Annotated in this window: 14 protein-coding genes and 1 riboswitch; of the genes, 4 read left to right on the forward strand and 10 right to left on the reverse strand. The window is 70.6% G+C overall.

Annotated features, from left to right (window positions below):
- Nucleotides 1-7 precede the first annotated feature (7 nt).
- Together ABD798_RS05575 and ABD798_RS05580 are read right to left on the reverse strand one after the other, a co-directional pair.
- Nucleotides 8-3220, reverse strand: a complete 3213-nt coding sequence (locus ABD798_RS05575; protein ID WP_344871419.1) for an AfsR/SARP family transcriptional regulator — start codon at nt 3218-3220, stop codon at nt 8-10.
- Nucleotides 3217-6303, reverse strand: coding sequence for an AfsR/SARP family transcriptional regulator (locus ABD798_RS05580; protein ID WP_344871420.1), 3087 nt, complete (start codon nt 6301-6303; stop codon nt 3217-3219). Before ABD798_RS05580 ends, ABD798_RS05575 begins: the two co-directional genes overlap by 4 nt.
- A 1159-nt stretch (nt 6304-7462) precedes the next feature.
- Between ABD798_RS05580 and ABD798_RS05585 the strand changes: the two genes are divergently transcribed.
- Entirely contained in the window at nt 7463-8311 is an 849-nt protein-coding gene (locus ABD798_RS05585; RefSeq protein WP_344871421.1) for a phosphatidylinositol-specific phospholipase C/glycerophosphodiester phosphodiesterase family protein, read from the forward strand.
- A gap of 295 nt (nt 8312-8606) precedes the next feature.
- Nucleotides 8607-8755: riboswitch (cyclic di-AMP (ydaO/yuaA leader) on the forward strand.
- 1 nt (nt 8756) lies between these two features.
- A complete protein-coding gene (locus tag ABD798_RS05590) occupies nt 8757-9398 on the forward strand; it encodes a transglycosylase family protein (RefSeq protein WP_344871422.1) in 642 nt (213 codons plus the stop codon).
- A 208-nt stretch (nt 9399-9606) separates the two neighbouring features.
- Here the strand turns inward: ABD798_RS05590 and ABD798_RS05595 are convergent, their stop codons facing one another.
- The 4 genes from ABD798_RS05595 to ABD798_RS05610 all read right to left on the reverse strand — a co-directional run bounded on the left by ABD798_RS05595 (nt 9607) and on the right by ABD798_RS05610 (nt 12689).
- Entirely contained in the window at nt 9607-10524 is a 918-nt protein-coding gene (locus ABD798_RS05595; protein ID WP_344871423.1) for a molybdenum cofactor biosynthesis protein MoaE, read from the reverse strand.
- Complete coding sequence (gene moaC / locus ABD798_RS05600) at nt 10521-11003, reverse strand: cyclic pyranopterin monophosphate synthase MoaC (RefSeq protein ID WP_344871424.1); 483 nt, start codon at nt 11001-11003, stop codon at nt 10521-10523. Before moaC ends, ABD798_RS05595 begins: the two co-directional genes overlap by 4 nt.
- Nucleotides 11004-11008: 5 nt before the next feature.
- Nucleotides 11009-12403, reverse strand: coding sequence for an NAD-dependent malic enzyme (locus ABD798_RS05605; protein WP_344871425.1), 1395 nt, complete (start codon nt 12401-12403; stop codon nt 11009-11011).
- 100 nt (nt 12404-12503) lie between these two features.
- Entirely contained in the window at nt 12504-12689 is a 186-nt protein-coding gene (locus tag ABD798_RS05610) for a hypothetical protein (RefSeq protein WP_344871426.1), read from the reverse strand.
- Nucleotides 12690-12793: 104 nt separating this feature from the next.
- On the opposite strand from ABD798_RS05610, the gene ABD798_RS05615 reads away from it, so the two are divergent.
- Together ABD798_RS05615 and ABD798_RS05620 are read left to right on the forward strand one after the other, a co-directional pair.
- Nucleotides 12794-15052, forward strand: a complete 2259-nt coding sequence (locus tag ABD798_RS05615) for a helicase-associated domain-containing protein (RefSeq protein ID WP_344871427.1) — start codon at nt 12794-12796, stop codon at nt 15050-15052.
- Between the two features lie 344 nt (nt 15053-15396).
- Nucleotides 15397-16116, forward strand: coding sequence for a hypothetical protein (locus ABD798_RS05620; RefSeq protein WP_344871428.1), 720 nt, complete (start codon nt 15397-15399; stop codon nt 16114-16116).
- Between the two features lie 78 nt (nt 16117-16194).
- On the opposite strand, the gene ABD798_RS05625 is transcribed toward ABD798_RS05620, so the two are convergent.
- Genes ABD798_RS05625 through ABD798_RS05640 form a run of 4 tightly spaced genes read right to left on the reverse strand, consistent with a single transcriptional unit; the run spans nt 16195 to nt 20947 of the window.
- The gene (locus ABD798_RS05625) at nt 16195-16794 is read right to left on the reverse strand and encodes a GTP-binding protein (RefSeq protein ID WP_344871429.1); all 600 of its coding nucleotides are present in this window, start codon (nt 16792-16794) and stop codon (nt 16195-16197) included.
- Nucleotides 16775-17386 (reverse strand): DUF742 domain-containing protein, encoded by a 612-nt coding sequence (locus ABD798_RS05630; protein ID WP_344871430.1) that lies wholly within the window; start codon nt 17384-17386, stop codon nt 16775-16777. Before ABD798_RS05630 ends, ABD798_RS05625 begins: the two co-directional genes overlap by 20 nt.
- A 28-nt stretch (nt 17387-17414) precedes the next feature.
- Entirely contained in the window at nt 17415-17837 is a 423-nt protein-coding gene (locus tag ABD798_RS05635) for a roadblock/LC7 domain-containing protein (protein WP_344871431.1), read from the reverse strand.
- The gene (locus ABD798_RS05640; RefSeq protein WP_344871432.1) at nt 17834-20947 is read right to left on the reverse strand and encodes a nitrate- and nitrite sensing domain-containing protein; all 3114 of its coding nucleotides are present in this window, start codon (nt 20945-20947) and stop codon (nt 17834-17836) included. Before ABD798_RS05640 ends, ABD798_RS05635 begins: the two co-directional genes overlap by 4 nt.
- Nucleotides 20948-21144 lie beyond the last annotated feature (197 nt).

Raw genomic sequence — 21144 nt, forward strand, 5'->3', positions numbered from 1 at the left:
GTCCCCCTTACCCCCGCGCCGGGAACTCATCCGCCTCCGGCATCCCCATCTCCACGAACATCTCATGGGCGGCACGCAGATGTACCACAGCGTCGTCGTCGTTTCCCAACGCACGAAGGGCCAAACCGAGCACCTGCTCCGTCCACGCCTCCCAAACTCGTTGGCGCGTCTCACGATGCATCGGAATGGCGCGGTTGGCGTGTTCAACTGCCTCGGCAAGGTCACCAACGTGAAAATGGCTCTGCGCAAGGGAAGTGAGCGCCCGCGGCTCACACAGCCGCAGCCCGTTGCCGACCGCGCACGCGAGCGCCTGGCGCGCGGACTCCACCGCCGCCGCGCCGTCGCCGAGCGCGCGCCGCACTGCCGCCAAGCCGATCAGCGCGTCCACGGTTCCGTGCTCGTAGCCGATCTCGCCGACGATGCGCACTGCCTCCTGCTGCACGGGCAGCGCGCGTTCCGGCTCGCCGAGCTTCACGTAGGCGGAGGCGATCGTGTTCAGCGCCTCCACCTCCTTCACGCGGTTTCCCGTTCCCGCCGAGACCCGCAGTGCCGCGTTGGCGTTGGTGAGCGCGCTGCCGTAGCGGCCGAGCAGCACCTCGGTGACCGCGATCTCGTCGAGCACCGCCGCCTCGTCGTGGCTGGAGGAGATCTCCCGCCAGACCGCGAGCGTGCGCTCGAAGCCTTCCAGCGCCTCGGTGAACCGGCCCGCCTCCCGGTCGAGGATCGCGAGGTTGTGCCCTGCGACGCCTTCGACGTGCCGCACGTCCAGCTCCGCCGCGATCGCCCGCGACCGGGTGAACGTCGCGACGGCGAGGTCCACCTGGCCGATGTAGGCGTAGACCGTGCCGAGGTTGAGCATGCAGTTGGCCAGTCCGCGCGAGGCGCCCAGCTCGTCCTCGATCGCCAGCCCGCGCGTCAGCAACGACACCGCCGTCGCCTGGTTTCCCGCCATGGCGTGGGAAACGCCCATGTTGCTCAGCACCTGCGCCTGGCCCCGTCGGTCACCGACCTCCTGGTAGAGCGAGAGCGCCTGCCCGGAGTACTCCAGCGACTTCTCGTTGTCCCCCATGCACCAGAGCAGCATCGAGTGGCTGCGCATCAGTGCGGCCTGGCCGTGGATGTCGTTGTCCGCCAAGGAAGCACGCAGCCCGAACTCCGCGACCAGCCGCCAGTCGGCGTCGTTGCGGGAGTGCCGGAAGAAGCTCGTCAGGTACGCGGCGAGGTGCCACGCGACCCGCTGCGGCCCGTTGTCCGCGGCGAACACGATCGCCGCGATGAGGTTGGGCAGCTCGGCCTCCATCCACGCGTGGGAGTCGAGCAGCCCCGTCAGCTCCTGCTCGACGACCCGCGTGCTGTGCTCCACAGCGGGCAGGTAGTACAGCTCAGGGGTGATCAGGCTCGCCGCCCTCGCGCAGTTGATCACGTAGGAGACGAGAAGCCTTTCCCTCGCGGCGGCACGATCCGCAGCCGCATCCTCCACTGTGGACTGTTGCTGGGCGAACAGCCGCACGAGGTCGTGGAACTGGTAGCGGCCGGGCGCGTGCTCGTGCACCAGGCTCGCCGAGACCAGCCGGTCGAGCAGTCCGGACGCGTGCTCGACGTGGACGTCGGCGAGCGCCGCTGCGGTGTGCGCGGTCACGTCCGGCCCCGGTTGCAGGGCCAGCGCGCGGAAGAACCGCCGGAGCTCTGTGTCCAGTGAGGTGTAGGACAGCGCGAAGGTCGCACGGATGGCGGCCTGCTCGTCCTCCTCCACCGCGAGCACCGCGAGCCGATCCCCGTCCCGGAGCTGGCGCACGTACTCGCTGAGCGCCGTGCGGCTCTGCCCCGCGAGGTTCGCCCCCGCGATCCGCAGCGCGAGCGGGAGGTTGCCGCACAGGCTCGCCAGCTCCTCCCCCGCCGCACGGTTGTCGGCAAACCGTTGTGTGCCGAGGAGATCACTGAGCAGACTCTGCGACTCGTCCGCGGCGAGCACGTCGAGGGACTCCAGCAGCGCTCCGTCGGCGGCCAGTTCCCGCAAGGTGTCGCGGCTGGTGACGAGCACCGCGCACCCGCGTTCCTCCGGCAGGAACGTGCGGACCTGGTCGGCGTTGGCGACGTTGTCCAGGACCATCAGTACCTTGCGCCCGGCGAGCTGGTGGCGCAGCATCTCGCTCTGCTCCGGCACGTCCAGCGGCACCTTGTCCGGCGCGACACCGAGCGCGCGCAGGAACCGCCCGAGCACCTGCCCCGTCGACGGCGCTGTGCCCGCGGAGTAGCCGTGCAGGTTGGCAAAGAGTTGCCCATCAGGAAAGTGCTGCTTGAGCCGGTGCGCCACCCGCACGGACAGCGCGCTCTTGCCGACGCCGGGCGGGCCGGAGAGCACGGCGAGCCGGGGGCGCTCGTGCACCAGCAGCTCGACCAGCTCCCGCCTGCCGACGAAGTCCGTGATGTCGGCGGGGAGCTGGTGGGGGACGACCTTCGCGGGTGCTTCGGCCGCGACCGCCGGCGCGGCGACGGCGGCGCTGCCGTTCAGGATCCCGTTGTGCAGCTCGCGAAGCTCGCGTCCGGGCGACACGTTCAGCTCGGCGCGCAGGGTCGCGGAGGCTGTCCGGAACGCCTCCAGCGCCTCGGCCTGCCGCTCGCAGCGGTACAGCGCCACCATCAGCTGACCCCAGAACCGTTCCCGCAGCGGGTGTTCCGCGGTGAGGGCGCGCAGCTCGGCGATCACCTCGCGGTGCCGTCCCAGGCGCAGGTCGGCGTCCAGCCGATGCTCCAGCACCACGAGCAGCTCGGCTTTGATCGCGGCGATCTCGTTGTCCGCCAAGGACTCCGAGTCGATGTCGGAGAGGACCTGTCCGCGCCACAACGCCAGCGCCTCGCGCAGCAGCCTGATCTCCTCCACCGCGTCGCTCGCCCGCGTCGCCGCGGCGGCCAGGTCGCGGAAGCGGTCCAGGTCCACCTCGCCCCGCCGGATGACGTAGCCACCGGCGACCGTGCTGATCACGCCCTCGTCGCCGAGCAGCCGCCGCAACCGGCCGATGTGGATGTGGATGGCGTTGCGCGCCGTCGCGGGCGGCTTGTCGCCCCACAGGATGTCGATCAGGTCGCTGGGGCCCAACGGCCTCGGCGCGCGCAGCAGCAACCCGGCGAGCAGGGTGCGCAGCTTGGCCGCCTGGATCGGCCTGACCTCGCCGTCGACGACGACTTCGAGGGCGCCGAGCACGCGGAACTCGATGGTCATGACGCACCGTCCAGCAGCGCTCGCACCGTGGCGGCGCTGTGCACGCCCATCTCGGTGAACATGACCTCGGCCAGCCGCCACTGCTCGCGCGCCGACTCCACCTCGCCCGTCTCGTGCAGCAGCAGACCGAGCACGTGCATCGCCTCCGCCTGGCGAATCCGGATGCCGTGCTCCCGCGCCTGCTCGACCGCGGTCCGCGCGTAGGCGATGGCCTGGCCGGTCGTCTTGGCGCGCAAACCCGTCCTGGCCAGCCCGATCGCCGCGTCCACCTCGTGCCGAACGAACCCCGCCCGCCGCGCCGCGTTCATCGCTTCGCGGTAGCTCGCGCGCGCCTGCGCCAGCTCGCCCAGCGCCAGGTGCGCGGAGCCGATGGCGATCGTCACGGCGGCGTTGCCCCACTTGTCGATCTCGCTGACCAGCTCCCGGCCCCTGAGCGCCTCGCGCATGGCGCCCGGCCCGTCGCCCTCGGTGGCCAACAGCTCGGCGAACCCGACGTGCGCGAGCGCTTCTGCCTGGTGCAGGCCCAGTTCCGCGCAGCGCTCGATCGCCTCCCGCACCGCGGCACGGGCTCCGGTGAAGTCGCCGAGCTGGTAGCGCGCGCTGGACAGGTTCGCCAGGTGGTTGGCGTAGCTGTCCCACGCCCCCTGCTGCTCAGCGAGCCGCATGCCCGCCTCGTGGTGCTCGGCCGCCTCGTGGAAGTGGCCCAGCTCCTGGTGGGCGAGTCCGAGGTTGCCCCTGGTGTTCGCCTCCTGGTGGCGAGCCTGGATGTCCTGGTAGATCCGCAACGCCCGGTGCAGGTGCTCGATGGCCTGGACGTTGTCGCCCAGCTCCCAGTGCACTCCGGCGCAGTTGTTGAGGATGTTGCCCAGCTCCAGCGAGGAGGCGCTCTGGTCAGCGGCGGCCAGCGCCTTGTCGTACTCCGCGAGCGCCCCGCGCGGGTCACCGCTGATCCAGGTCAGGTGGGCCAGATGCGAGTGCATGGTCGAGACCGCGTCGCTGTTGTCCACCGCGATGGCGGTGGCCAGTCCGCGCTCAGCGATCTCCCGGCAGTCCACGTTGTGCCCCTTGCTCAGCAGGTAGGTCCACAACACATCGACGAACTGCCAGAGGTGTTCGTTCCGTCCTCTTCGCGCGGCCAGCGCGACGACCGCCCGCAGGTTCGCCCGCTCGTCCTCCATCCACGCCTCGGCCCCGGCGCGGTCACCGAACGGGGCGCCGATGCGCACGTGCTCGGGGAGCTTGGCGGTGTAGGCCCGCAGGGGCAGCAGCGTCCGCGCCGTCCCCGCCGCAAAGAGGTGCCAGTCCAGCAGTCGGCTGACCGCCGCGTCGATCTCCTCCGCGCGCTCCTCCGCCATCGCCTGCTCCGCCGCGTAGGCCCGCAGCAGATCGTGGAACTGGAAGCGGTCGTTCTGGTGCCGCTGCACGAGGTTCGCCGTCGCCAGCTCGTCGAGCAGCGCGATTGCTCCGTCCACTGTGGAATCGAGCAGTGACGCGGCCGCCCACGCCGTGAAGTCCGGCCCCGGCACGAGCCCCAGCAACCGGAACACCCGCCGCGCTTCGTCCGACAACGTGGCGTAGGACATCGCGAACGCCGCGCGGACCGCCGACTGCTCATCCCCGTCCACCGTCAGCGCCGACAGCACGTCACCTCCGCGCACCTCGTCGACGTAGGCGCGGACCGTGCACCCCTGCTGCGCGATGTTCGCTCCGGCGATGCGCAGCGCCAGCGGCAGGCTCCCGCACAGCCGCACCAGCTCTTCGCTCGCCTCCGGATCGTCGCGCACCACCCCGCCCGCGAACTCAGCGAGCAGCGCGAGCGAATCCCCTTGCGGCAGAACCGAAAGCACGACCGCTTCGACCCGCTCGTGCTCGATCAGCTCGCGCAGCACCCCCCGGCTCGTGACCACGACCGCGCACCCACCCGTCTCCGGGATCAGCGGCAGCACCTGCTCCGCGTCGATCGCGTTGTCCAGCACCAGGAGCACTCGCCGGTCGGACAGCTCCGAGCGCAACATCGCCGACTGCTCGTCGACCGTCGCGGGCACCCTGTCCGTCGGCACACCCAGCGCTCGGAGGAAACGCGCCAGCACCTGCCCCGGCGTCGGCCTCGCGTTGGCCGAGTACCCGTGCAGGTTCACGTGCAGCTGGCCGTCCGGGAACCGCTGCTTCAACCTGTGCGCGACCCGCACCGCGAGCGCCGTCTTGCCCACCCCCGGTGGCCCCGACACCACCACGAGCTGCATGCCCTCGTCGAGCAACCCCACGATGCGGCCGAGCAACTCCTCCCTGCCGACGAAGTCGCTGATGTCCCCCGGAAGCTGTTGCGGCACAACGGCTGCGCTTCGCGGCACCGCATTCGCCTGCGCCACGTCGCCGACCAGCATCGCCCGGTGCAACGCCCGCAGCTCCGCGCTCGGCGTGGCCCCCAGCCGCTCCTTCAGCGCGCTCGCGAGGTCCCTGAACGCCATCAGCGCTTCCGCCTGCCGTTCCGAGCGGTAGAGCGCCAGCATGTACTGCCCCCAGAAGCGTTCCCTGACCGGGTGGTCCGCCACCAGCGCGCGCAGTTCGCCCACCAGCTCGCGGTGCTTGCCCAGCTCCAGGTCCGCGTCGACCCGCTGCTCCACCACGTCAAGCAGCTCGTCCTTGAGCTGGTCGATCTCGTTGGCGTGCAAGGAAACCGAGGGAACGTCCGCCAGAACCGCCCCCCGCCACAACGACAAGGCCTCGCCCAGCAGCCTCGCCCTCGTGCTCTTCGACGTCGACTTCGCCCTGCGCACCAGTTCGTGGAAGCGCACCAGGTCGATCCGCTCCGTCGCGAGCACGTAGCCCCCGCCCACCGTCGCGATCACGTCCTCGCCCAGCAGCTTCCGCAGCCTCGCGATGTGCGTCTGCAGGGCGTTTCGCGCCGTCGTCGGCGGCTCGTCCCCCCACAGCACGTCCAGGAGTTCCCCCACGCTCACCGCGCGCCCCGCGTGCAGCAGCAGCGCCGCCAGCACCACCCGCTGCTTGCCCGCCCGCACCGGCACCGCTCGCCCGTCGACCAGCACCTCCAGCGAGCCGAGCACCCTGAACTCAACCGTCATCGCGCCCGCTCATCGCACTTGGCCCAGCAGCTCCCGCACCTCGTCGCCCTCCGGCATGCCCATCTCCGCGAACATCGCATGCGCCCGCTCCCAGTGCACCCGCGCCCCGTCCCGCTCGCCCGACACCCACAAAGCTTGCCCGATAACCCGAAGCGTCCGCGCCTCCCACACCCTGTGCCGGAGCACTCGGTGCCGCGCAACTGCCCGTTCGCCGTCACTTCAGCCCTGAACGACCCGTTCAGTGCGTTCAACGCACCAAATGAGCCGTTGAGGCAGATCGCCTGCGGCCCACTCATCCGCCACCGCGACGTACCCAATGTGGCATTTGTTTCGCCAGACGTAACCAATGCCGCATTGGGTACGCCTCCGCCACGGGCTGTGCGGGGGTTTGGGGGTCTTGAAGACGGGGGAACTCGGCCTAGCTGGCGGAGTGCGGTCGTGTCGGGGGCTAGCGAGCGTGGCCTTGAGAGCGGTGGTCAGCAGCGGACGGTGCTGTCGAGGCCATTGATCTTCCAGTTGCCATTCTCAGGCACGGGCGAGGCAAACGACGTGCCACTGGACGTAGCTGGCGCGCATCTCGGGCGAGCCATGCTGAGGTCCCGCACGCTGCTGAGCGGAAGCATCACGCGCAGCGTCGCCGGGCACTCGCTTCCCTTACCGGCTCGTCCGCCACGACCACGCCGTCAACGATGACCTCAAGCGAGCCGAGCACCTTGAACTCGACGGTCATCGCGCAACACCTCGTCGCGCGCGGTGCACGGCTGTCCTCATGACTGTCCCCCTCGTCGTTCACGACACGCCGACCGCGAGATCTCTCCCCAGAGTCGCGGCGGCCTCTCCACACACACCTCTATTACATGGCGGCGTCCTGAGCATCGCGCCTGGTGAGGCGCTGCGACGTGGAGTAGGCGTTCTTTGGGGCATTGACCAGAACGGGACCGTCGAGTCAGCCTGCTCGGGGCACTCAAAGCGACCCCGCGTTATCGCCCTGTCACCATGTGCCACTAACGTGTTCCGCACCACAGGGGCAACCTGCCCATAGTGACGAACGTCCCCCTACCGGCCGTCCCGCGCTCGGCGGCCGGACTCCCGGCGTTCATCACCGGTCCATCCCGAGCGCCTAGCGTCCGAGCTGTCGACGCCGTTCCAGGAGGTGGCTGTGCAGGCATTCCGTCGCATCGCGGTTCTTGTGCTGACGATCGCCGGAGTGCTCGCGAGTGCCACCGCGCCAAGCATCGCCGCACCGCGCGTCAAGCCGCTTCCCCAAGCGCACGCGCACAACGACTACGAGCACAAGCGCCCGCTGTTCGACGCGCTGGACAACGGCTTCACCAGCGTTGAGGCCGACATCTACCTGGTGAAGGGCGCTCTGCTCGTCGGGCACGACGTCGGCGATCTACGGCCGGACCGCACTCTTCAGTCGCTGTACCTGGAGCCGCTGCGCAAGCGCGTCCTCGACAACGGCGGCAAGGTCCATCCCGGTCGTCCCGGTCTCTTCCAGCTGCTCATCGACCTCAAGAACACCGGCGCGGCCACCTACGCAGAGTTGGACAAGGTGCTGCGTTCGCCGCGCTACGCCTTCATGTTCAGCCAGTACATCGCGGGCAAGGTCGTTCACAGTGCCGTTGACGTGGTGGTTTCCGGAGATCGGCCGCGAGAGCTGATGAGCGGCCAGCGCCACCGTTTCGCCTTCTACGACGGTCGGATGACCGACCCGGCGGACCTCGGTCCCGGCTCGGACGCCAAGCTCGCGGCTCTCGTTTCCGACAACTGGACGAAGCTGTTCACCTGGAACGGCGCCGGGCAGATGCCCACGGCGGAGAAGGCGAAGCTTCGGAACATCGTGGCCAAGGCGCACGAGGCCGGACAGCGAGTGCGGTTCTGGGCGACGCCGGACGCGCCCGGCCCGCAACGCGAGGCCGTTTGGCGAGAACTCGTCACCTTTGGAGTGGATCACCTCAACACCGACGACCTGAGCGGACTGCGAGCGTTCCTCACCAGGGGCTGACGGGGATGTACTCCCACCCTCTCGCAGGGCTTCACCCACGTGACCCAGAACTCACCGTCGGTAATTGATCCCGGGCGGGAAACGCCCCGGTAACGGTGCCCCAAGCTGGTTAAACCCTCCGCATCGCTGAATCCCCCCTCGGCGTTACCGTGATGACGGTCACACCCCGAGACGTTTGGGTTGGCCCCAGCGGTTACGTACGGTCGCTTCTCGGTTGGCCCCGAAACCCAACCGACGCAGTGCCGGAGACCTGACGCGCCAAATCCTGTCCAACAGGTCCCCGGTCAACGACCCCGAGCGGAAAGCACTTCTGGACAGGAGCGTGAGAGCACTCCCGGGCGTCCCGAGCGCCCTAGGGGTGAAGCCGGTCCCCCGACCGGCCGGGCACTCCCCGACAGGGCCCGAACCCGACAGCTCACTCGCAGGTGCGGTAGGAGAGAGAGAAATGACTTCTTACCGAGGCAAGCACCGCAAGCAGTCCACCACCGGTCGCAACGTGGCTCGCCTGGCTGTCGCCGGCGCCGTGGCCGCAGCGCCATTCGTCGTGACCGCAGGCACCGCCTCGGCCGCTCCCAACTGGGAAGCCCTCGCCAAGTGCGAGAGCGGCGGCAACGCAAGCATCAACTCCGGCAACGGCTACTACGGTGCCTACCAGTTCGACAGCGGCACCTGGCGCGCGAACGGCGGCGGACAGTACGCGCCCAACGCCCACCAGGCCACCCTGGCCCAGCAGACCGAGATCGCCCAGCGGCTCTACGACAAGCGCGGCGCCACGCCGTGGCCGGGTTGCTCCAAGAAGACCGGCTGGGCGAACGGCGGCGGTGGCGGCGGTGCCGTCAAGTCGAAGCCCGTCTCCAAGGTGACCAAGAAGGCTGCTCCGAAGCCGGCCGCGACCCCCGCGCCCGCCGCTGCTCCGGTGCAGACCAAGAACGGTGCCGACTACACCGTTGCCGCTGGCGACACGCTGTCCAAGATCGCCTCGGCGCAGAACGTCGAAGGCGGCTGGCAGGCCGTGTTCGAGCGCAACAAGGACGTCATCAAGGACGCGAACCTCATCTTCGTCGGGCAGCAGCTCGACCTGAAGTGACGTTTGTCCTGGTGAAAGGCCCTGACCAGCAATGGTCGGGGCCTTTCGCGTGTCCAGGAGCCCGTCCCGCACGTGGTTGAGCTGAAGACTCCGGTCACGGCGCCGCCGAGGGTCGGGGTGTCTTCAAGACCACCGAACCCCTCTGTTGATCATCCTTAACCACCGCAAACCCGGTGTCCTGGCAAACCGAACGATGCGTCAAAGCCCGCTAGGGGCAGTTGACCCATTCTTCGGTGCCGTCGTCGAAGAGCTGGCGCTTCCAGATGGGCAGCCGTAGCTTGACCTCATCGACGAGATCAGCGCACGCGACGAACGCCTCACGGCGGTGGGCGGCCGAAACCGCGCACGCCAGGGCGGAGTCACCGATCCCGAGATCGCCGATGCGGTGGCTGACCGCGAGCGCGTGGACCTTCGGGTGCCGCGCGGCCACGTCGGCGGCGACCTCAGCGATCACCGACGAAGCGCTCGGGTGACCGGAGTACTCCAGCTCGCGCACTCCGCGACCGCCATCGTGGTCGCGGACAACGCCGGAGAACGTGACAACGGCGCCCGCCACACGGCTCTCCACCAAAGCGGCGTGTTCGGCGACGTCCAACGGCGTCTCCGTCACCACCGCACGCAGCACCTGAGCCGTGGAGCCGGACGCGGGCGCGTGATCGCCGCCGCGAATCTGGTCGACGGCGTGGTCGAGAACGCCATCGAGCACCGCGAGACCGTCGCGGACACCACCGGTCGAGCCGGGCAGGTTGACCACGAGGGTCCGGCCAGCGACTCCGGCGATGCCACGGGACAGCACGGCGGTCGGCACCTTCGGCAGACCTTGCGCGCGGATCGCGTCCGCGAGGCCGGGGATCTCGTAGTCCAGCACTGAGCGCGTCGCCTCGGGCGTGCCGTCGGTCGGCGAAATGCCGGTGCCGCCCGTGGTGATCACGACGTCCACCCCGTCAGCCACGGCCGCGCGGAGTGCGGTGGCGACCGGATCGCCGTCGGGCACGACGACGGGTGCAGGTACCTCGTAGCCCTTCGCGCTCAGCCAGGATTCGATGACCGGCCCGGTCTTGTCGGCGTAGACACCGGCCGAGGCGCGGTTCGACGCCACGACCACCCGAGCCGTCCGCGTGCTCATCGGTCCTCCGGACGCGTCCACAGGCCGGTCTTGCCGCCTTCCTTGCGCTCGACGCGCACGCCGTCGAGGGTCGCGGCGGGATCGACGGCCTTCACCATGTCGTGCAGCGTGAGACCGGCGACGGTGACAGCGGTCAACGCCTCCATCTCCACGCCGGTGCGGTCGGTGGTGCGCACGGTCGCGGTGATCCGAACCGAAGAGCCCTCCGCGTGCAGGTCGAGCACCACGCCGGACAACGCGATCGGATGGCACAGCGGCACGAGGTCGGGGGTGCGCTTGGCGCCCATGATCCCGGCGATCCTGGCGGTGGCCAGCGCGTCGCCCTTGGGCAGGCCGTCGCGGCGCAGCAGCGAGACGACCTCCTCGGTGGTGCGCAGCACGCCCGAGGCGACCGCGAGCCGCGCGACCGCCTGCTTGCCGGACACGTCGACCATCCGCGCCGCCCCGGCCGAGTCGACGTGGGTCAGCTCCTCCGCCACGCGCTCTAGCCCTTCGCCCGCACCGCCGCGGCGCGAACGGCCTCGGCGACCGCGGGAGCGACGGCGTTGTCGAACACGCTCGGCACGATGAACGAGGCGTTGATCTGGCTCGGTTCGACTACGTCGGCGATGGCGTTCGCGGCGGCGACGAGCATGTCATCGGTGATCGTGCGCGCGTGGGCGTCGAGCAGGCCCCGGAAGACACCGGGGAAGGCCAGCACGTTGTTGATCTGGTTCGGGTAGTCGCTGCGGCCCGTTGCCACGACGGCCGCGTGCTTCTGCGCCTCCAGCGGGTCGATCTCCGGGTCCGGGTTGGCCAGCGCGAAGACGATGGCGTTCTCCGCCATGGTGGCGACCTGCTCCTCACCGAAGAGGTTGGGGGCGGAGACGCCGATGAAGACGTCCGCGCCCACCAGCGCCTCGTGCAGGGTGCCGCTCATCTTCTGCGAGTTGGTGTTCTCCGCGATCCAACGCAGGTTCTCGTCGACCAGGCCCTCGCGCTCGGTGTGCACGATGCCGTCGATGTCCACCGCGACGATGTCGCCCGGCTTCTGCTTGAGCAGCAGGCGGATGATCGCCGAGCCCGCCGCACCGACGCCGCAGACGGCGATGCGGCAGTCCTCGATGTCCTTGCCGACCACGCGCAGGGCGTTGCGCAGCGCGGCGAGCACCACGATGGCAGTGCCGTGCTGGTCGTCGTGGAAGACCGGGATGTCCAGCTTCTCGCGCAGCCTGGCCTCGATCTCGAAGCAGCGCGGGGCGGCGATGTCCTCGAGGTTGATGCCGCCGTAGACCGGGGCGATCAGCTCGACGGTGCGGATGATCTCCTCGGTGTCCTGGGTGTCCAGGCAGATCGGCCAGGCGTCGACGCCTGCGAACTTCTTGAACAGCACCGCCTTGCCCTCCATCACCGGGAGGGCGGCGGCCGGGCCGAGGTTGCCGAGACCGAGCACGGCGGAGCCGTCGGTGACCACGGCGACGGTGTTGCGCTTGATGGTCAGCCTGCGCGCGTCCTCCGGGTTGGCCGCGATGGCCTGGCAGACCCTGGCGACACCGGGCGTGTAGGCGCGGGACAGGTCGTCACGGTTGCGCAGCGCGACCTTGGAGGAGATCTCCAGCTTGCCGCCGAGGTGCATCAGGAACGTGCGGTCGGAGATCTTGCGGACCTTCACGCCCGGCAGCACCGACAGCGCGTCGGTGATCACGGTGGCGTGGTCACCGGAGAGCGTGTTGCAGGTGATGTCCACGACGACGCGGTCGGAGTGCGACTCGACGACGTCGAAGGCCGTGATCACACCGCCGACCTTGCCGATGGAGCTGGTGAGGTCACCAGCGGCGCTCGCCGACGGCGGCGCCTCGACACGCACGGTGATCGAATATCCCGGCCCCGGAACCGGCATTGCACCCTCCCCGGTCAGTGCTGCTCAGCGGTGCGCACAGCCTAGACCTCGGATGAATCCGGTACGCGCACGGCTCGGAAAGCCGGGGAGGGCGGGCGGCCTACTTGTTGATGACCGTGACCGGGTGCTCGTAGTGCACGCCCTCGGCGGGGAAGGTGACCTCGCCGAACGGGGACTGCGCGCCCTGGGTGTGGCTGGCGAGCTCGCTGACCGGGTGGTGCCCGTCGGCGGTCTCGCCGGGCCAGGTCGGGTCGATGCGCTCGGGGCGGCGGGCGGCCTTGGCCACGGCTCCTCCTCTACTCGGGAAATACCCGCTCAGTGTGCCTGATCGCACGCGGGCCCGACGCGCGGCCATAGGCAGCGAAATCATCGGCATATAACGTGGGACCGATGTCCGGTCACTCTCTCGTCGACTGGCTGCGCGCGCAGGACGAGCAGGTTCTCGTCGAGCTGCTGCGAGCGCGCCCGGACCTGGCGACCCCGCCCCCCGCCGACAGCAGCGTGCTGGCGACCAGAGCAGGCATGCGCGCGTCGGTGGTGCGCGCGTGCGAGGACCTGGACGCCCTCACGCGCACCGTGCTCGACGCGCTGGCGATCGCCGGGGCCGACACCGAGCCGCAGCCGTTGACCAGGATCAACCGTTTGATGGGCAAGGGCGTGCCCGCGGCCCGCACCAAGGAGGCCGTGCACCGGCTGCGCGAGCTGGCCGTGGCGTGGGGGCCGGACACCGCGCTGAGCATCGTGCCCGCCGCGACGGAGGTCATCTCGCAGTTCCCCGGCAACCTCGGCCGCGCCGTCCCCCAGCTCGACGAGATGGACCTGCCGGAGGTGCTGACGGAGCTGGACCCGGCCGAGCGCAGGCTGCTGGAGACGCTCGCGGCCGGACCGCCGATCGGCCGCACGAAGGACGCCGGGCGGGCCGTGCCGCTGGAGCGCGCGGAGAGCCCGGTGCAGAGCCTGATGGCGCGCGGCCTGCTGGTGCGCAGGGACAACGAGACGGTGGAGCTGCCCCGCCAGCTCGGCCTGCTGCTGCGCGGCGACCGGCCGATGGGCCAGGTGCAGGTGTCGCAGCCGGAGCTGAACGTCACCGGACGCAGTGTGTCCACTGTGGACTCCACTGCGGCCGGTGCCGCGCTGGAGCTGTTGCGGCACCTGGAGGGCCTGATCGCGCTCTGGTCGGCCGAGCCGCCGGGTGTGCTGCGCGCGGGCGGGCTCGGCGTGCGCGAGCTGCGCCGCGTGGCCAAGGAGCTGGAGATCGAGGAGGAGCGGGCGACGCTGCTCGTCGAGCTGGCGGTGGACTCCGACCTCATCGACAACAGCGGTGGCGGCGAGCCGGAGTGGGTCCCGACGACGCACGTCGAGCCGTTCCTGGCCGCCGCGCCGGACCAGCAGTGGGCGACGCTGGCGGTGGGCTGGCTGGAGCTGCCGAGGCTGCCCGCGCTCGCCGGGCGCCGGGACGACCGCGACAAGCTGCTCAGCCCGCTCTCCAACGACCTCCGCCGCCCGAACGCGGTGCGCGAGCGGCACCGGGTGCTCGGTGTGCTCGCGGAGCTGCCCGCGGGCTCCTGCGTCGGCAGCGCCGAAGACCTCGTCGCGGCGCTGGCCTGGCGCGCGCCCGCGCGGGGTGGGCGGATGCGCGACGACCTCGTGCGCTGGATCGTGGCCGAGGCGACCGCGCTGGGCATCGTCGCGCTCGGCGGCCTGTCGACGGCCGGGGCGGCACTGCTCAACGAGGGCCCCGGCGAGGCCGCCAAGCGGATGCTGGACTCGCTGCCCGAGCCGATCGACCACGTCCTCGTGCAGGCGGACCTGACAGTGGTGGCGCCCGGCAGGCTCGAACCGGAGCTCGCCGCCGACATCGCGGCGGTCGCGGACGTGGAGTCGGCGGGTGGGGCGACCGTCTACCGGATCACCGAGAAGACGGTGCGGCGCGCGCTGGACGGCGGGCGCTCGGCGGCGGAGCTGCACGAGCTGTTCGCGAAGCGCTCGCGCACGCCGGTCCCGCAGTCGCTGAGCTACCTGATCGACGACATCGCCAGGAAGCACGGCCAGCTGCGCGGCGGCCAGGCCGGGTCCTTCCTGCGCTGCGACGATCCCGCGCTGATCGCCGAGGTCCTGGCCAACCAGGACATCGCGCGGCTGGAGCTGCGCCGGATCGCACCGACGGTGCTGATCAGTCCGCTGGCGTTGCTTGAGGTGCTCGAAGGGCTGCGCGACAGCGGCTACGCGCCCGCGGCGGAGGGGCCGGACGGCGCCGTCGTCGACCTGCGCCCGGCGGGGCACCGCATCCCCGGCAGGCCGCAGGGCACGAGGCGGTTGTTCTCCCCCAGCCGCCCGAGCGTGGAGCAGCTGGCCTCGGTGGTGCGGATGATCCAGGCGGGCGACCGGGCGGCGGAGGCGCCGCGCGGGGCCGCGGTCTCCACCTCGGTGCTCGGGACCGCCGCCACGGTGGCGCTGCTGCAGAAGGCGGCGGCCGAGGGCCGGATGGTGTGGATCGGCGTCGTGGACTCGCACGGCACGGCGAGCCAGCAGATGGTCACGCCGGTGCGCGTGGCCGGAGGCGTGCTCGACGCCTTCGACGCCGTGCTCGACATGGTGTGCCGGTTCCCCCTCCACCGGATCACCTCGACGGCACTCGCGGAGGACTGACCGGCCCCTCGGTGATCATCGTCCACTTTGGAGTGACTTCACCCGGGGCGAAACTTCTCTAGTTATCAACGCTCCGGCAGTGTCCACAGTGGACTTAATACGTGTCATTCACGCCATTAGCTGGCACAACCGGGTAGTTGCCCGACGTCCCTCCATTGTGGTCGGTCTGTACCCGTTGTGATGCCCCGTTCAGCCCTAACGTGGTGGGTGGCTGCGCTCACTCGCCCCACACGGGTGCCGCACGCCGGAATCGGACAGTGCCCGGCTGTGCCCTCGTGGCCCGGCCACATCTAGGAGGAACCCCGAAAATGCCCATCAGCAGGTTGGCGCGCAGATTCGCAACGGTGACCGCGGCGGTTGCCATGTCGGTCTTCTTCATGTCCGCGGGTTACGCCGGCGCCACCACGGTGGACGCCGACGTTGACGCGAAGGTCGGCGCGAACGTCGGCGTCGGGGTCAGGCTGCCGGTCAAGGTCGGCGTCGGTGTCGGCGTTGGCGGCCCGATCCGCGTCGGTGTCGGCGTGAAGGCCCCGGTCAAGGTCGGCGTCGGTGTCGGCGTCGGTGGCCCGATCCGCGTCGGTGTCGGCGTGAAGGCCCCGATCAAGGTCGGCGTCGGCGCGGGTGTCGGCGTCGGTGTCGGCGCGGGCGTTGGCGTCGGCGCGAACCTCGGCGTCAAGGTCAAGCTGCCGATCAAGGTCGGCATCGGCATCGGCGCGAAGGTCGACGCTGACGTCGACGCGGGTGTCGGCGTCGGCGTGGGCGCCGGTCGCTCCGCCGCCCCGAAGCTCGTCGACGCCAAGGTCGACGCGAAGGTGGACGCCGCTGCCGGTGTCCGCGTCTCCGCCGCTGATCTGAAGGTCAAGCTGGCCGCCAAGGTCGACGCCAAGGTCGACGTGGCCGCGGCCGTGAAGCTCGACAAGATCGGCGCGTGCGTCAGCGCCCCGAGCATCGGCGCCTCCGCGTCGGCGAACCCGGCCGTCAAGGTCGGCGGCGGTGGCATCCTCGGCGCCCTGAGCATCAAGCCGAAGATCACCGGTCTGAACGCCTGCGTCGGCATCGGCTGATCCAGCGCACCAGCACTGAAGCGGGAGCCCCGGTCATCGACCGGGGCTCCCGCTTTGTGCGTCTGCTGTTCGGGTGCGTCAGGCGCCCACGGTCATCCACTGCCGCATCGCGTGCTCGACCAGGGTGATCAGCGCGTGCTTGGTGGACTCCTTTGTGCGGGCGTCGCAGGTGACGATCGGGATGGAGTCGTCGATCGTGAGCGCGTCGCGGACGTCCTCGATGCGGTGGTGCAGCATGCCGTCGAAGCAGTTGAGCGCGACGATGTAGGGCAGCTGGCGGTCGTCGAAGAAGTCGATGGAGGCGAAGGCGTCGGCGAGCCTGCGGGTGTCGACGAGCACGACGGCGCCGATGGCCCCGCGCACGAGGTCGTCCCACATGAACCAGAACCGGTGCTGGCCGGGCGTGCCGAACAGGTACAGGATCAGGTCCTGGTCCAGCGAGACGCGGCCGAAGTCCATCGCCACGGTCGTGGTGACCTTGCCGGGAGTCGCCGAGAGGTCGTCGACCCCGACGCTGGCCTCGGTCATCACGGCTTCGGTTGTCAGCGGAACGATCTCCGAGACCGAACCGACGAACGTCGTCTTCCCCACACCGAAGCCACCGGCGACCACGATCTTCGCCGAGGTCGTGGCCTGCCGGGTGTCCGGCGTGTGGGGGTTAGAGCCTGCGGAGGCCACTCAGCACCCTTTCGAGGAACCCGAGGGACGGCCGGTCCCCCATGACCAAGCCGCTCTGGTGGATCATGACGAGGCCGAGGCCCGCCATGTCACCGATCAATACGCGTACCACGCCCAGTGGCAAACGCAAGTGCGCGGCGACTTCTGCAACCGATCGGGTCTCCAGGCAGAGCCCGCAGATCGACCTGTGCTCTGGAAGCACGGCGGCGTCCCGTTCCCGGCCGCGGTCGCTGGTGGAGATCAGCGCCTCGATGGCCAGGTCGTAGTCGGGCCGCGTGCGCCCGCCGGTCCGTGTGTAGGGCCGGACCAGCGAACCGGACTCGGTGAACGGGTCGGGTTCGTGCACCACCTGCTGCGCGGGCACGGAGGGGATCGGCGACTCGTCCACCGCTCCGCCGCCGAACAGGTCCGCGCCGGGGCCGCCGAACAGGCCGGTCCCGCCGAGGCCGTCGCGCGGCGACATCAGCGGGGGCTCCTGCGGCGCCGCGCCGGCACCCTCGCGCTCGTCCTCGGGTTCGTCGTAGCGGAATCCACCCAGCGCCCACTCCCGGTAGTCGAAGCGGTCACTGGAGAACCCGGGTCCCGTCGTCATCGCGACCTCACCCCACCCGACTCCTCACTTACCTGCGCACGACGCCCTGCAGCTGCGCCCGCAGCTCCGGCGTGAGCTGCTGGCCGACCCGGTCCACGAGCAGGGTCATCTCGTAGGCGACCAGGCCGATGTCGCAGTTCGGCGCCGCGAGCACGGACAGGCAGGCGCCGTTGCTGATCGACATGAGGAACAGGTAACCCCGCTCCATCTCCACCACGGTCTGTGCGACGTTGCCCGCCTCGAAACACCGTGCCGCTCCCTGGGTGAGGCTGACCAAACCGGACGACACCGCGGCGAGCTGTTCCCCGCGATCGCGCGGCAGGCCCTGGGACGCGGCGAGCAGCAGGCCGTCCGCCGAGACCACGACCGTGTGGGCGACGCCCGGGACCCTGCGCACGAAGTCGGTGATCAACCAACCGAAGGTGCCAGGCTGCTGGACCGACTCGTTCACTGCTGCTCCTCGTCCTGACGGCCATGACCCGGGCCGGACTGCTCCGTCTGACCGCGGTCGGCGGCCAGCGTCTCAATCCTGGCATGCCGGCCTCGGCGCAGACCCTGCTGGAAGCTCGACATCCTGCCACGGACGTTGTCCGCGGTGCGAGGAGTCTGCGGGGCCCTGGTGGACGGGGCGGAGGCGGGGGCCTGCGGACGGGGTGCCGCCGAGCCCGGGATGAGCTGGGCCTTGGGCACCCGCTTCGGCAGCCCCGCCGTGGTCACGCCCTGGCCGGCCGGGCTGTTCAGCAGTGAGTTCGCCGCCTCCCAGCCCTCGTCGCCCGGGGACTGCCACACCGACTGCGGCACGCTGGGCGCCGCGGTCTCTTCGGGCTCAGCCGCACGAGCCGGCCGCTGGCGCTTGGGCAGCGCGTTCAACCGCTGCTGCTTCGGGGGCGCTTCCGGCTTCGGCTGGACGAGCGGCTCGTCGACGGTCGCGCTGAGCGCGGGCTCGCCGAGCGGCATCTCCCTGGCGGGCGCGGACTGCTGGGGCTCGGCCGCCTGGAACCACTGGGAGAGGATCTCCTCGTATATCGGCAGCCGCTCGGTCGGCGCGTCGTCGCGGGGGATCTCCCTCGGACGGATGCCGTTGCCGCCCTGCTCGGCGGCGGGGGCCTTGGCAGGGGCGGGATCGCAGGAGCCGGAGAACTCGCCGTTGAGCTCGGGCCGCTGGTCCTCGTAGCGCACCGGGGGCTGGTCGTCGCCGGGCAGCTTGGGCGGCTTGGCCGGGTCCAGTTCGCCGTCGGCCGCGACCACCTGGATGTCCAGGTCCAGCGGCGGGATGTCCTTCTTGGCGGGCTGCTCGGCTTCGGCATCGGCCACCGCGGTGCCGGTCCCGGCGGCGCCGGGCTCGGGCTCGGTGCCGTCGGCCTCGGCGAGCGCGCGCGTGACGTCGCCGACGGTCAGCGGCGGGGTGCCGCTCACGCTCGGGTAGCTCGACGCCTGGCTGGTCTCGGCCGGGGTGTGCACGAACAGCGAGTTCGTGTGGAACTCCGGCTCGGGCTGGCTCGGCTGGCTCGGCGAGCTGGGTGCGCTGGGTTGGCTGGGCTGGCTGGGTGCGCTCACCGCGGCCACGCCGGTCACGGTGCCGGTGACCGGGCCGCCGAGGGTGGCGGTGCGCGGCGGGACCGGCTGCACCAGGTCGGCCGGGATGACCACGAGCGCGGTGGTGCCGCCCTCGATGTCCTCGTTGGAGCGCAGCTTGACCTGGACCTGGTGCCGCTTGGCCAGCCTGCCGACCACGAACAGGCCCATCCTGCGGGACACCGCGACGTCGACGTCCGGCGGCTCGGCCAGGCGCTGGTTGGCCTCGCGGATCTCGCCGTCGGGCATGCCGACACCGCGGTCGGAGATCTCCACGGCCAGCTCGCCCTTGCGGGTCCGCGCGGTCCGCACGACGACCTTGGTCTGCGGGTCGGAGAAGGCGGTGGCGTTGTCCAGCAGCTCGGCGACCAGGTGCACGAGGTCGTTCACCGCGCGGCCCTGGATCGCCAGGTCGGGTGCCTGGCCGACCTGGACCCTGGCGTACTGCTCGACCTCGGAGACCGCGGCGCCGATGACGTCGGAGATCGGCACCGGCTTGGTGAGCCTGCGGGTGAGGTCGTTGCCGGAGAGCACCAGCAGGTTCTCGCTGTTGCGGCGCATCCGGGTGGCCAGGTGGTCCAGCTCGAAGAGGTTGGACAGCTGGTCGGGGTCCTGCTCGTCCTGCTCCAGCCGGTCGATCAGGTTCAGCTGCCGCTCCACCAGCGCCTGGCTGCGCCGGGAGAGGTTGACGAACATCGAGTTGACGTTGTCGCGCAGGATCGCCTGCTCGGCGGCCAGCCGGACGGCCTCGCCGTGCACCGCGTCGAAGGAGCGGGCCACCTGGCCGATCTCCTCGGTGGTGTGCACGGGCACCGGGGCCACGGCGATCTTGGACGCCGCGGTCGGGTTCGGCGCGGCGAGGATCTTCTCGACGGCGTCGGGCAGCTGGTGGTCGGCGACGGCGAGCGCGGTCTTGCGCAGCACGCGGAGCGGGCGCAGCAGGGACCGGGCGACGAACAGCGCCAGGATGACCGCGAGGGCGAGGGCGCCGAGCACCAGCGCGGAGTCGCGGACGGCGTTGGTGCTGGCCGTGGTGGCCAGGCTGGAGCTGTCCTCGCGCAGCTGCTCCAGCAGCTTGGACTCTACATCGTAGATCAGGTTCACGGTCAGCGTCGCCGCGACGTCCCACTGCTCGGGGGTCGCGGTGAGCTGCTGGCCTGCCTCGGCGTTCTGCAGCGCCGATTCCTCGATGTTGTTGGCGACGTCGACGATGAAGCCGGTCACCATGTCGTCGAAGAGCCTGCGCTGCTCGGAGGTCGCGGCCTTGCGGAAGTCGTTGCGCGCGGCCTGCAGCTCGGCGTCGACGGCGAGCAGCTGGCGCAGCTGGCCGGGCGCGAACTTCTTCTGCTGCAACGCATCCAGCAGGATCGCCCGCTTGCGCGAGGTCTGCTCCTTGACCCTGGACACCGAGAGCACGCTGCCCTGCAGGTTCATCAGGGCCGGGTTGTCGGTCTGGGCGAGGCCGAGCTCGGTCAGCGAGAGCAGCTCGTCGATGGACTCGCTGTAGGAGCGCAGCAGCGCTTCCTCGGGGTAGCGGGAGTCCGGGCCCTGGACCGCCTGGCGGAGCTTGGTGAGCCGGTCCAGCTGCTGGGCGGCCTTGTCGTAGATCGCGGCGTGGCCGGGGGCCAGCTCCGGGCCGAGCTCCTTGACCTGCTTGCGGAACTCGTCGACCGAGTCGACGACGCGCTTGCGCTGGCGCTCCATGACCACCTGGTCGCCGCTGCGCCCGCTGGAGACGAAGCGCACGGTCAGGTCGCGTTCGCGCTGGAGGTTGTGCACCAGGACGGAGATCGTGCCGTTCAGCCGGACCTGGTTGGCCAGCTGCTCCAGCTTGGTCGCGGCGGCGAGGTCGCTGGTCACCCGGAGCCCGCCGAGCGCGAGGGCGGCGGCGGTGGGGATGAGCAGGACGGCCAGCAGCTTGGTCCGCAGTCGCCAGTTCCGCAGTCGCCACCGCGAGGCGGGCGGGTCCTGCTCGGTGTCGGTCACCGGCGCCACGGTGGACTCGGCGGCGTGTCCGCCGGCCTCGCCTCCGTCACGCTGCGCAGCCGTCCCGTCACCCTTTACGGGGTTTTCGGGTGGAAGGGCTTCCCCTTCACCGGTCCGGCTGGGACCTCTCTCTCGACGCGCCACCCTGGGCTTCCTCTTCCGGCAGCAGTATCTCGATCCCTCCCCGGACCGAGGTC

It is taken from the genome of Allokutzneria multivorans (genome assembly GCF_039537405.1).
In the GTDB taxonomy this organism is placed as follows: Bacteria; Actinomycetota; Actinomycetes; order Mycobacteriales; family Pseudonocardiaceae; genus Allokutzneria; species Allokutzneria multivorans.

Bases quoted from the DNA above. Each gene is read 5' to 3' on its own strand.
- ABD798_RS05575 (WP_344871419.1), bottom strand. From the start codon at position 3,220: ATGACCATCGAGTTCCGCGTGCTCGGCGCCCTCGAAGTCGTCGTCGAC.
- ABD798_RS05580 (WP_344871420.1), bottom strand. From the start codon at position 6,303: ATGACGGTTGAGTTCAGGGTGCTCGGCTCGCTGGAGGTGCTGGTCGAC.
- ABD798_RS05590 (WP_344871422.1), top strand. From the start codon at position 8,757: ATGACTTCTTACCGAGGCAAGCACCGCAAGCAGTCCACCACCGGTCGC.
- ABD798_RS05595 (WP_344871423.1), bottom strand. From the start codon at position 10,524: ATGAGCACGCGGACGGCTCGGGTGGTCGTGGCGTCGAACCGCGCCTCG.
- ABD798_RS05605 (WP_344871425.1), bottom strand. From the start codon at position 12,403: ATGCCGGTTCCGGGGCCGGGATATTCGATCACCGTGCGTGTCGAGGCG.
- ABD798_RS05615 (WP_344871427.1), top strand. From the start codon at position 12,794: ATGTCCGGTCACTCTCTCGTCGACTGGCTGCGCGCGCAGGACGAGCAG.
- ABD798_RS05630 (WP_344871430.1), bottom strand. From the start codon at position 17,386: ATGACGACGGGACCCGGGTTCTCCAGTGACCGCTTCGACTACCGGGAG.